The sequence below is a fragment of the Duganella sp. genome (assembly GCF_039595735.1).
Lineage (GTDB): Bacteria > Pseudomonadota > Gammaproteobacteria > Burkholderiales > Burkholderiaceae_D > Rugamonas.
Genome location: NZ_JBCNLB010000016.1, coordinates 15,709 through 27,801, shown reverse-complemented (window position 1 = coordinate 27,801; position 12,093 = coordinate 15,709). Strand labels below are relative to the sequence as shown.

Below are 12,093 nucleotides of genomic sequence, written 5' to 3'. Positions count from 1 at the left end.
GCAAATAACATCATGAAGACGCTTTACGACAAACTCTGGGAATCGCACGTCGTCCGCACGGAAGACGATGGCACCACCATTCTGTATATCGACCGTCACCTCGTGCACGAAGTGACCAGCCCGCAGGCGTTTGACGGCCTGCGCGCCGCCAATCGCCAGCCATGGCGCCTGTCGGCCAACCTGGCGGTGGCCGACCACAACGTGCCGACCACCTCGCGCGCCGACGGCATTGCCGATCCGGTCTCGCGCCTGCAGGTGGAAACGCTGGACAAGAACGCCAAGTCCTACGGCCTGACCTACTTCAACATGAACGACAAGCGCCAGGGCATCGTGCACGTGATCGGCCCTGAGCAGGGCGCCACCCTGCCCGGCATGACGGTGGTCTGCGGCGACTCGCACACCTCGACCCACGGCGCCTTTGGCGCGCTGGCGCACGGCATCGGCACCTCGGAAGTGGAGCACGTGCTGGCCACCCAGACCCTGCTGCAGAAGAAATCCAAGGCCATGCTGGTGGAAGTCAACGGCGAGCTGCCGGCCGGCGTCACGGCCAAAGACATCGTGCTGGCCATTATCGGCAAGATCGGCACCGCCGGCGGCACCGGCTACTGTATGGAATTCGGCGGCGCGGCGATCCGCGCGCTGTCGATGGAAGGCCGCATGACGGTCTGCAATATGGCGATCGAGGCCGGCGCGCGCGCCGGCATCATCGGCGTCGACGACACCACCATCAACTACGTCAAAGGCCGTCCATTCTCGCCGGCCGGTCCGCAGTGGGACCAGGCGGTGGCCTACTGGCGCACCCTGCACACCGACCCGGGCGCCAGGTTCGACCTGGTGGTGACGCTGGACGCGGCCGAGATCAAGCCGCAGGTCACCTGGGGCACCTCGCCTGAGATGGTGCTGCCGGTCGATGGCCGCGTGCCGGACCCGGATCACGAAAAGGACAGCGTCAAGCGCAACGCCATGGAAAAGGCGCTGGTCTACATGGACCTGAAACCGAATACCGCCATCGAAGACATCCGCATCGACAAGGTGTTCATCGGTTCCTGCACCAACTCGCGCATCGAAGACTTGCGCGCGGCAGCGGCGGTGGTGCGCGGCAAGCACCGCGCCTCCAACGTCAAGCTGGCGCTGGTGGTGCCGGGCTCGGGCCTGGTGAAAGAACAGGCGGAACGCGAAGGCCTGGACCGCATCTTCAAGGATGCCGGTTTCGAATGGCGCGAACCGGGCTGCTCGATGTGCCTGGCGATGAACGCCGACCGCCTGGAGCCGGGCGAGCGCTGCGCATCGACCTCCAACCGTAACTTCGAAGGTCGTCAAGGCCAGGGCGGGCGCACCCATCTGGTGTCGCCGGCGATGGCTGCGGCAGCCGGTATCGCCGGCCACTTTGTCGACGTGCGCGCACTGCACTGATTTTATAAAAACGCGGCTGAGGCGCCGCACCCAACCAGGATAGGAACTATCATGAAAAAGATCATCGCTCTGACCATTATCGCTAGCTTCGCACTGACCGGCTGCAACACCGTGGCCGGCATCGGCAAAGACGTGCAAAAAGCGGGGCAGGCGGTCCAGGGCGCCTCAGGCCATTAAAAACCGACGGGCCAGGCGCCCGTCCACTGTAGAACGATCATGGAAAAATTTACGATTTACGAAGGTTTGGTGGCGCCGCTGGATCGCGCCAATGTCGACACCGACGCCATCATTCCAAAGCAGTTCCTGAAGTCCATCCACCGCACCGGCTTTGGCCCGAATCTGTTCGACGAGTGGCGCTATCTGGACCACGGCGAGCCCGGCATGGACAACAGCAAGCGTCCGCTGAATCCGGACTTCGTGCTGAACGAGCCGCGCTATCAGGGCGCCTCGATCCTGCTGACCCGCAAGAACTTCGGTTGCGGCTCCTCGCGCGAGCACGCGCCGTGGGCGCTGGACCAGTACGGCTTCCGCGCCATCGTGGCGCCCTCGTTTGCCGACATCTTCTTCAACAACTGTTTCAAGAGCGGCTTGCTGCCGATCGTATTGACCGAAGCGCAGATTGATCATCTGTTCAACGAAGTCAAGGCCTTCCCCGGATACAAACTGGTGGTCGACCTTGAGCAGCAGCGCATTTCCACCAGCAACGGCAGTCTCTCCTACCCCTTCGAGATCGACGCCTTCCGCAAATACTGCCTGATGAACGGGCTCGACGATATTGGCCTGACGCTGCGTCACGCCGACGCGATCCGCGGCTTCGAACAGCGCCATCTGGCAAACCAACCCTGGTTGGCTAACGTCATCTAAAGAAGAAACCATGAAAATCGCAATCCTCCCGGGCGACGGCATCGGCCCGGAAATCGTCGCGCAGGCCGTCAAGGTCCTGAATGCGCTGGGCGAACAATTTGAGATGGAAACCGCGCCGGTCGGCGGCGCCGGCTATGAAGCCAGCGGCCATCCGCTGCCGGAAGCCACGCTGAAGCTGGCCAAGGACGCCGACGCGGTGCTGTTTGGCGCCGTCGGCGACTGGAAGTACGACACCCTGGACCGTCCGCTGCGTCCCGAGCAAGCCATTCTGGGCCTGCGCAAGAACCTGGGCCTGTTCGGCAATCTGCGTCCGGCCATCCTCTACCCGGAACTGGCCGGCGCCTCGACGCTGAAGCCGGAAGTGGTGTCGGGCCTGGACATCCTGATCGTGCGTGAGCTGACCGGCGACATTTACTTCGGCCAGCCGCGCGGCGTGCGCGAGTGCCCGGACGGTCCGTTCAAAGGCCAGCGCGAGGGCTTCGACACCATGCGCTACGCCGAAGGCGAGATCCGCCGCATCGCCCACGTGGCGTTCCAGGCCGCGCAAAAGCGCGGCAAGCGCCTGACCTCGGTGGACAAGGCCAATGTGCTGGAAACCTTCCAGTTCTGGAAAGACATCGTTACCGACGTGCACAAGGAATATCCGGACGTGGCGCTGGACCACATGTACGTCGACAATGCCGCCATGCAGCTGGTGCGCGCGCCGAAGAAGTTTGACGTCATCGTCACCGGCAATATGTTTGGCGACATCCTGTCGGACGCGGCCGCCATGCTGACCGGTTCGATCGGCATGCTGCCATCGGCCTCGCTGGACGCCAACAACAAGGGCCTGTACGAACCGTCGCACGGCTCGGCGCCGGACATCGCCGGCAAGGGCATCGCCAATCCGCTGGCGACCATCTTGTCGGCCGCCATGATGCTGCGCTTCTCGCTGAACAAGGCCGAGCAGGCCGACCGCATCGAAGCCGCCGTCAAGAAAGTGCTGGCGCAAGGCCTGCGTACCGCCGACATCTACGAAGCCGGCACCACCAAGGTGGGCACCGAAGAGATGGGCAACGCCGTCGTCAAAGCCCTCGGCTGAAGCGCGTCATTCCGGCCTGGGCCGGAATGACGTCGGGATAGATAATTTAAAAGGAAGAGCAAAATGAAACTCGTAGGTCTGGTAGGTTGGCGCGGTATGGTGGGTTCGGTCCTGATGCAGCGCATGCAGGAAGAGGGCGATTTCGCCCACATCGAGCCGGTGTTCTTCACCACCTCGAATCCGGGCGGCAACGCCCCGGCGATGGCCAAGAACGAAACCAAGCTGAAAAGCGCGACCGACATCGACGAACTGAAAAAGTGCGAGATCATCATCTCGTGCCAGGGCGGCGATTACACCACCGAAGTGTTCCCGAAACTGCGCGCGGCCGGCTGGAACGGTTACTGGATCGATGCCGCATCGACCCTGCGCATGGAAAAAGACGCGGTCATCGTGCTGGACCCGGTCAATATGCACGTCATCAAGGATGCGCTGGGCAAGGGCGTGAAGAACTTCATCGGCGGTAACTGCACCGTGTCGTGCATGCTGATCGGCCTGGGCGGCCTGTTCCAGCACGGCCTGGTCGACTGGATGACCTCGATGACCTATCAGGCGGCCTCGGGCGGCGGCGCGCAGCACATGCGCGAGCTGCTGACCCAGTTCGGCACCATCAATGGCGCCGTCAAGCCGCTGCTGGATGATCCTGCTTCGGCCATCCTGGAAATCGACCGCCAGGTGCTGGCCACCCAGCATGGCCTGTCGGCCGAGGAAACCAAGCAGTTCGGCGTGCCGCTGGCCGGCAACCTGATCCCGTGGATCGACAAGGACCTGGGCAACGGCCAGTCGAAGGAAGAGTGGAAGGGCGGCGCCGAGACCAACAAGATTCTGGGCCTGGGCCCGGACTTCGGTTCCAAGGCGATTCCAGTGGACGGCCTGTGCGTGCGCATCGGCGCCATGCGCTGCCACTCGCAGGCGCTGACCATCAAGCTGAACAAGGATGTGCCGCTGGACGAGATCACCGACATCATCGCCTCGGCCAACCAGTGGGCCAAGGTGGTGCCGAACACCCGCGAAGCGTCGATGAAAGACCTGTCGCCAGCGGCCGTGACCGGCAGCCTGACGATTCCGGTCGGCCGTCTGCGCAAGATGAGCATGGGTCCGGACTACCTGTCGGCCTTCACCGTGGGCGACCAGTTGCTGTGGGGCGCGGCTGAACCACTGCGCCGCATGCTGCGCATTGTGCTGGATCAGTAAACAGCGTTAAATCCTGCAAGAGAAGGGCTTTTCCCTATGTGTTTTCATAGGGGAAAGCCCTTTTGTTGGTTTACAGTGGTGCAAAGCTTGCATGCTCCTGAGCATGATGTTATGTTTTCCCTCTGACAATCATAAAAACGCCCCACTATGCCTGTACAAAATCGCCCCTTTGTTTCGTTCGCGTTGAAGTCACTCACCAGCGCGGTGGCTAGCGCGGTTTTGTTGGCCGCGTCCGCAAATGCGGCGGGACTGGGCAAGCTGACCGTCCTGTCTGCGCTCGGTCAGCCGCTGCGGGCGGAAATCGAACTGACTGCGGTCACCCCGGAAGAGGCCAGCGCGCTGGTTGCCAGGCTGGCACCGGCCGATGCCTTCCGCTCCGCCAACATCGACTTCAACCCCGCGCTGCTGTCGCTGCGCTTTGAGGTCGAGCCGCGCAACGGCAAGCAAGTGATCAAGGTCACCTCCAGCCAGCCGATCAACGAGCCGTTCGTCGATATGCTGCTGGAGCTGAACTGGACCGGCGGCCGCATGGTGCGCGAATACACCTTCCTGCTCGATCCGCCCGACCTGCGCGCCACCCAGGCGCCGCAAGTGACGGCGCCGGTCGATGTCGCCAACCGCCCGGCCAGCGCTGCCGCCCAGCCGGCGCCAGCCGCGGCCCAGCCGGCCGCCCCAGCCGCCTCCGCCGCGCCGGCACGGCCGGCCCCGGCCAGCAAGGCGGTCGCCAACGAATACACCGTCAAGTCGGGCGACAACCTGACCCGCATCGCCAACCAGGTCAAGCCGGTCGACGTGTCGCTCGACATGATGCTGGTAGCGCTATACCGCGCCAATCCGGAAGCGTTCAGCGGCAACAATATGAACCGCCTGAAATCGGGCCAGATCCTGTCCGTGCCGGACGTGGAAGGCATCCGCGCCGCCGGCAGCGAGAGCGAAGCGCGCGCCGTGGTGGTGGCCCATGCGGCCGACTTCAACGCTTACCGCGCCAAGCTGGCCGGCCAGGTGGCCGCCAGCAGCCCGGCCAAGGAGCCGGATGCCTCGCAAAACGTGTCGGGCAAGATCACCGCCAAGGTGGAAGAAAAGCCCAACGCCGCCAACACCGCCAAGGACAAGCTGACCCTGTCCAAGGCCACCACCAGCGCGCCGCAGCAGGGCAAGACCGGCGTGGCGGCGGAAGAGGACAAGATCGCCAGGCAAAAGGCGGTGGACGAGGCCTCTGCCCGCGTCAAGGAACTGGAAAAGAACGTCAACGATCTCGAAAAGCTGATGGCCGTGAAAAACAAGGCCGCAGCCGATGTCAAGAAGCCAGCCGCATCGGCTCCGGCCGCTTCCGGCGTGGCGGAGCTGGACGTGACGCCGCAGGAACACAAGCCAAAGCGCACGCTGGTGCTGCCGCCAAAGAAACTGGAGCCCAGCTTCTTCGAAGTTCTGATGGACAACATCACCTACGTTGGCGCTGCCGCCGCGGCGGTGCTGCTGGGGGTGGTCGGCATCATGGCTTCGCGCCGCCGCAAGAAATTCGTGGTGCCGGCCGAGGAGCCATCGATTCTGGGCGACACCGCCATCCCGGCGCAGCAGCCGCTGATCGCGGACGCCGGCGGTCAGAGCGTGGACACCAACAACAGCGTGTTCAACTCCAACTTCGCCCCGTCGGCCAGCCAGCTCGATACCAACGAAGTGGACCCGGTGGCGGAAGCCGACGTCTACATCGCCTATGGCCGCGACGCCCAGGCCGAGGAAATCCTGAAAGAAGCGCTGCGCACCCATCCGGAGCGCCACGCCGTGCGCCTGAAACTGCTGGAAATCTACGTGGCACGCAAGGATGCGCGCGCGTTTGAAACCCAGGCTTCCGAGCTGTACGCGCTGACCCGCGGCCAGGGCGACGAGTGGGAACAGGCCGCAACCATGGGCCGCGGACTGGACCCATCCAATCCGCTGTACAGCATGGGCGCTGACAGCGGCAATACGCCGTTTGGCGCTGCGCCGGTCACCACGGCTGCCGTGGCTGGTGCAGCCGCGGCCGCTGCAGCGGCGAGCGATTTCGGCGCCGATTTCGGCAGCACCTATACCCCGGCCGAAGCGCCGGCTGCGCCGCTGGACCTGGATCTGAGCCAGGACGCTGCAGCGCCGGCACCGGCCGCCGAGCCAGCGCCAGCGCCGGCCACCGCCGACTTCAACGACCTCGACTTTGGCGCCGACCTTGACACCGCGCTGCCGCAGGCCGCCGATGCCGCGGTCTCGCCGGCCTCGGTGGCGGCGGAAGCCGACAATCTGATGGACTTCGACCTGGGCGGCCTGAGTTTCGAGCCAGTCCAGGCGCCGGCCCCGGCGATTGAAGTGCCCGCAGCCGAAGCGCCAGCACCAGCATCGGCGCCGGCACCGGCGGAAGACCTGGGCATGGACTTCGGCCTGGAGCTGCCGTCGGGCGCGGCGGCGCCAGCGGCCACGCCGCCGGCCGACACCGACCCGCTGGACCTGGACCTGGCCGGCTTTGACATTCCGGAAGTGCCGGCCTTCACCGAGCCGCCGAAAGCGGATGCCGCCGCGCTGGACTTCGACACCGCGCTTGACCTGCCGCCGGAAGTGGAAAATATCACTGCCGCACCGCCGCCGGCCGCGCAGGAATTTGACCTGTCGGGCATTGATCTGGATCTGGACAACCTCAACGCCCCGGCCGATGCGCCAGCCGCCGCACCGGCGCCGGCGCCGGCCAGCAATGAGCCGCTGTCGGCCCACCACATGGAAATGGACACCAAGCTGGACCTGGCGGTCGCCTATCAGGAAATTGGCGACAAGGAGGGCGCGCGCGAACTGCTGGACGAGGTGGTGCGCGGCGGCAACTCCGAACAGGTGGCCAAGGCCAACGCCATGAAGGCCCAGCTGGGATAAAAGCGCGCCGTTATATAATGGCTGATTCAGACATTTGGATTGGGCAGTAGTGAAACGGATCGCAATCGGGCTGCAGTACGACGGCCAGGCCTGGCACGGTTACCAGAAGCAGGACCACGGCCTGACCGTGCAGGACAAGCTGGAACAGGCGCTGCTGGAGTTTGCCACCGTGCCGCTGGCCACCACCTGCGCCGGCCGCACCGACGCCGGCGTGCACGCCGCCGAGCAGGTGGTGCATTTCGATACCGACCTGAACCGCCTGCCGCATGCCTGGGTGCGTGGCGTCAACGCCTTCCTGCCGCCGTCGATCGGCGTGCGCTGGGCCAAGGAGCTGGAGGGCGATCCGAGCGCGGACAACTTCTTCCACGCTCGTTTCAGCGCCCAGGCGCGCACCTACCACTACGTGCTGTACAACCACCAGGTGCGTTCCTCGCTGCTCAACGGGCGGGCCGGCTTTTACCATCACCCGCTGGACGTCGAGCGCATGCAGGAAGCGGTCAGGCCGCTGATCGGCACGCACGACTTCACCACCTTCCGCGCCGCGCATTGCCAGGCCAAGTCGCCGGTCAAGCTGATGCATGATATCCAGATCCGCCGCCAGGGCGACCTGATCATCTTTACCCTGAAGGCCAACGCCTTCCTGCACCACATGGTGCGCAACCTGGTCGGCTCGCTGGTCTACATCGGCCAGGGCCGGGAAGACGTCCACTGGATGGCCGAGCTGCTGGCGGCAAAGAACCGCCAGATCGCCGCGCCGACCTTCATGCCGGACGGCCTGTACCTGGCCAAGATCGATTACGATGAAAAATGGGCGCTGCCGCAGGAATCCGCCAGCCAGCTGCCGTGGTTTTAAAAGGATAGACGCATGCGCACCCGTATCAAAATCTGCGGCCTGACCCGCGAGGAAGACATTCAGGCAGTGGTGGCTGCGGGTGCCGACGCGATCGGATTCGTGTTCTACCCCAAGAGCCCGCGCTATGTGACGCCGGAACGCGCGGCTGAGCTGATCCGCAGCGTGCCGCCGTTCATCACCACGGTCGGCCTGTTCGTCAACGCCTCGCCGGAGGAAGTGGCGGCGGCCGTCAAGCTGGCGCCGTTGTCTTTGCTGCAATTGCACGGCGATGAAACGGTGGAGCAGGGCGCCGCCATTGCCGCGGCGGCCGGGCGACAGTATATGAAAGTGTTCCGCGTCAAACCTGACACGCGCCCGGATGAACTGTTAGAATATGAGCAGGCAAACCGCGCCGCCAGTCCCTTGTTCACCAGCCTGTTGCTGGATACCTATGTGGACGCCTACGGTGGCGCAGGAAAGGGTTTTGATTGGTCTCTCGTTCCAAAAGATCTCGCGCCTCGGGTCGTTTTGAGTGGTGGCTTGAGCGTACACAACGCGACTGACGCGGTGGACAGTGTACGCCCCTACGCGGTCGACATCAGTTCCGGTGTCGAAGCGGCCAAGGGGATCAAGGATGCCCGCAAGATCGCCGACTTTGTCGCGGCGGTGCGGGCTGGAGATACTCTCATCGAAAGCGAAACCCATCATGAAAGCGCTGTTCCACGCTAAAGACTACGAATTACCCGACGCCAAAGGCCACTTTGGCCCCTACGGCGGCAGTTTCGTCGCGGAAACCCTGACTTACGCCCTGTCCGAACTGAATGAGGCCTATGCCAAGTACAGCAAGGACCCGGAATTCCTGGAAGAGTTCCGCTACGAGCTGAAGCACTTCGTCGGCCGCCCGTCGCCGATTTATCACGCCAAGCGCTGGTCCGAGCTGGCCGGCGGCGCGCAAATCTACTTCAAGCGCGAAGACCTGAACCACACCGGCGCCCACAAGATCAACAATGTGATCGGCCAGGCACTGCTGGCCAAGCGCATGGGCAAGCCGCGCATCATCGCCGAGACCGGCGCCGGCCAGCACGGCGTGGCCACCGCCACCATCTGCGCGCGTTTCGGCCTGGAGTGCGTGGTGTACATGGGCAGCGAGGACGTCAAGCGCCAGGCGCAGAACGTCTACCGCATGAAGCTGCTGGGCGCGACCGTGGTGCCGGTGGAATCCGGCTCCAAGACGCTGAAGGACGCGCTGAACGAAGCCATGCGCGACTGGGTCACCAACATTGAAAACACCTTCTACATCATCGGCACCGTGGCCGGCCCGCATCCGTATCCTATGCTGGTGCGCGACTTCCAGTCGGTGATCGGCGAGGAATGTCTGGTGCAGATGCCGGAACTGGCCGGCCGTCAGCCGGACTACGTGGTGGCGTGCATCGGCGGCGGCTCCAACGCCATGGGCATCTTCTACCCGTACATCGACCAGCCCGGCGTGAAGCTGGTGGGCGTGGAAGCAGCCGGCGAGGGCCTGGACGGCGACAAGCACGCGGCCTCGCTGACCAAGGGCTATCCGGGCGTCCTGCACGGCAACCGCACCTATCTGCTGCAGGATGCGAACGGCCAGATCATCGAGACCCATTCGGTCTCGGCTGGCCTGGACTATCCGGGCGTCGGCCCGGAGCACGCCTATTTGAAGGATAGCGGCCGTGCCGAGTACGTCTCGATCACGGACGAGGAAGCGCTGAAGGCTTTCCACGATTCCTGCCACATCGAGGGCATCATTCCCGCGCTGGAATCGTCGCACGCGCTGGCCTACGCGGCCAAGCTGGCAGCCACGCTGCCGAAAGATAAGATTGTGTTGGCCAACCTGTCGGGCCGGGGTGACAAGGACATGCATACGGTCGCAGAGCGTATGGGTCTGAACTTCAACTAAGGAAACCGACATGTCCAAGATTGCAGCAACCTTCAGCGCTTTGAAAGCGCAAAACAAGACCGCGCTCGTCACTTTCATCACTGCCGGCGATCCGGGCCGGGAATCCACCGTGCCGCTGATGCACGCCCTGGTGGCCGGCGGCGCCGACATCATCGAGCTGGGCGTGCCGTTTTCCGATCCGATGGCCGAAGGCCCGGTGATCCAGCGCGCCTGCGAACGTGCGCTGGCCAACGGCGTCGGCATCCACGACGTATTCAACTATGTGGCCGAATTCCGCAAGACCAACCAGACCACGCCGGTGGTGCTGATGGGCTATGCCAACCCGATCGAACGCATCGGCGCCGAGGCCTTCATCGGGCAGTCGGTGGCGGTGGGCGCGGACGGCGCGATTGTGGTGGACTACCCGCCGGAAGAGTGCGAGGAGTTCGCCGCCGCCATGCGCGCGGCCGGGCTGGATCTGATCTTCCTGCTGGCGCCGACCTCGACCGAAAAACGCATCGAGCAGGTGGCCAAGGTGGGCGGCGGCTTCAGCTACTACGTCTCGCTGAAAGGCGTGACCGGCGCCGGCAATATCGACACGGTCGATGTGGCCAAGCGCCTGCAAGCCATCCGCAAGCACGTGAAATTGCCGGTCGGCGTCGGCTTCGGCATCCGCGACGGCGCCACCGCGCGCGCCGTGGCCGAGGTGGCCGATGCGGTGGTGATCGGCAGCCGCATCATTCAAGAAATTGAAAGCGCCGGCAAGGATGGCGCGGTCGCCGCCGTCCAGGCCTTCACCACCTCCATCCGCACCGCTCTCGACGCGTAAGCGCGATAAGTGGCGAGGGGCGCCGCTGTGGCGCCCCTTGAAAAATCCTTAAACTTGACTATCTTGAAATAATGTCGATTAAGTAGTGGATTTCCTCTAAAGTTCGACAGGGGGGCGAGAAACGGCTACACTTCGGGCCACGAGTTAGCTGCAAGGAGAATGTATGAGTTGGTTGGAAAAACTGCTGCCCCCACGTATCCAGCGTTCCGACGCGGGCGCGCGCAAGACCATGCCGGAAGGCCTGTGGGTCAAATGCCCATCGTGTGAAGCCGTGCTGTACCGCACCGACCTGGAGTCGAACCTGCACGTTTGCCCCAAATGCGATCACCATATGCGCATCCGCGCCCGCGAGCGCCTCGACAGCCTGTTCGACGCCGGCGGCCGTTATGAAATCGGCATGGATACCCTGCCGGTCGATACCCTGAAGTTCAAGGACAGCAAGAAATACCCCGACCGCCTCAAGCAAGCGATGGAAGCCACCGGCGAGACCGATGCGCTGATCGTCATGGGCGGCTCCATCATGAGCCTGCCGGCCGTGGTGGCCTGCTTCGAATTCGAATTCATGGGCGGTTCCATGGGCTCGGTGGTGGGCGAGCGCTTCGTGCGCGGCGCGCAGATGGCGCTGGAGCAGAAAGTGCCGTTCATTTGCATCACCGCCACCGGCGGCGCCCGCATGCAGGAAGGCCTGCTGTCGCTGATGCAGATGGCCAAAACCACCGCCATGCTGACCAAGTTGTCGGAAAAGAAACTGCCGTTCATCAGCGTGCTGACCGACCCGACCATGGGCGGCGTGTCCGCCTCGTTCGCCTTCATGGGCGACGTGGTGATCGCTGAACCGAAGGCCCTGATCGGCTTCGCCGGCCCGCGCGTGATCGAGAACACCGTGCGTGAAAAGCTGCCGGAAGGCTTCCAGCGCGCCGAGTTCCTGGTGCAGAAGGGCGCCGTCGACATGATCGTCGACCGCCGCAAGATGCGCGAGGAAATCGCCCGCCTGCTGGCACTGCTGCAAAATCAGCCGGTGGAAGTGCTGGCCTAAAAAACGGCTACGTTCTCACGCTGCGGCGCGCAATCGGATATCATCCGGCCTG

11 protein-coding genes are annotated in these 12,093 nt (G+C 64.0%); all 11 read left to right on the top strand.

Features of this window, described 5'->3' with window-relative positions:
- The first annotated feature begins 9 nt into the window (after nt 1-9).
- A complete protein-coding gene (gene leuC / locus ABDW57_RS21760; RefSeq protein ID WP_343732361.1) occupies nt 10-1,413 on the top strand; it encodes a 3-isopropylmalate dehydratase large subunit in 1,404 nt (467 codons plus the stop codon).
- 51 nt (nt 1,414-1,464) lie between these two features.
- Nucleotides 1,465-1,590 carry an entericidin A/B family lipoprotein gene (locus tag ABDW57_RS21755; protein WP_343732242.1) on the top strand — a complete coding sequence of 42 codons (126 nt, stop codon included), beginning with the start codon at nt 1,465-1,467 and terminating at the stop codon, nt 1,588-1,590.
- A 39-nt stretch (nt 1,591-1,629) separates the two neighbouring features.
- Nucleotides 1,630-2,277, top strand: coding sequence for a 3-isopropylmalate dehydratase small subunit (gene leuD, locus ABDW57_RS21750; RefSeq protein ID WP_343732241.1), 648 nt, complete (start codon nt 1,630-1,632; stop codon nt 2,275-2,277).
- 10 nt (nt 2,278-2,287) lie between these two features.
- Nucleotides 2,288-3,358, top strand: a complete 1,071-nt coding sequence (gene leuB, locus ABDW57_RS21745) for a 3-isopropylmalate dehydrogenase (RefSeq protein ID WP_343732240.1) — start codon at nt 2,288-2,290, stop codon at nt 3,356-3,358.
- Nucleotides 3,359-3,421: 63 nt separating this feature from the next.
- Nucleotides 3,422-4,549 carry an aspartate-semialdehyde dehydrogenase gene (gene asd / locus ABDW57_RS21740; protein WP_343732239.1) on the top strand — a complete coding sequence of 376 codons (1,128 nt, stop codon included), beginning with the start codon at nt 3,422-3,424 and terminating at the stop codon, nt 4,547-4,549.
- A gap of 222 nt (nt 4,550-4,771) precedes the next feature.
- Nucleotides 4,772-7,438 (top strand): FimV/HubP family polar landmark protein, encoded by a 2,667-nt coding sequence (locus ABDW57_RS21735; protein WP_343732238.1) that lies wholly within the window; start codon nt 4,772-4,774, stop codon nt 7,436-7,438.
- A 49-nt stretch (nt 7,439-7,487) separates the two neighbouring features.
- Nucleotides 7,488-8,291 (top strand): tRNA pseudouridine(38-40) synthase TruA, encoded by an 804-nt coding sequence (truA, locus tag ABDW57_RS21730; protein ID WP_343732237.1) that lies wholly within the window; start codon nt 7,488-7,490, stop codon nt 8,289-8,291.
- 12 nt (nt 8,292-8,303) lie between these two features.
- The gene (locus tag ABDW57_RS21725; protein WP_343732236.1) at nt 8,304-8,999 is read left to right on the top strand and encodes a phosphoribosylanthranilate isomerase; all 696 of its coding nucleotides are present in this window, start codon (nt 8,304-8,306) and stop codon (nt 8,997-8,999) included.
- Nucleotides 8,977-10,197: a tryptophan synthase subunit beta gene (gene trpB / locus ABDW57_RS21720; RefSeq protein WP_343732235.1), complete on the top strand. Its 1,221-nt coding sequence runs from the start codon at nt 8,977-8,979 to the stop codon at nt 10,195-10,197. Before ABDW57_RS21725 ends, trpB begins: the two co-directional genes overlap by 23 nt.
- Before the next feature lie 10 nt (nt 10,198-10,207).
- Nucleotides 10,208-11,005 carry a tryptophan synthase subunit alpha gene (gene trpA, locus ABDW57_RS21715; RefSeq protein WP_343732234.1) on the top strand — a complete coding sequence of 266 codons (798 nt, stop codon included), beginning with the start codon at nt 10,208-10,210 and terminating at the stop codon, nt 11,003-11,005.
- Between the two features lie 163 nt (nt 11,006-11,168).
- On the top strand, nt 11,169-12,041 hold the full coding sequence (gene accD / locus ABDW57_RS21710) for an acetyl-CoA carboxylase, carboxyltransferase subunit beta (protein ID WP_176647733.1): 873 nt from the start codon (nt 11,169-11,171) through the stop codon (nt 12,039-12,041).
- The last annotated feature ends 52 nt before the right edge of the window (nt 12,042-12,093 follow it).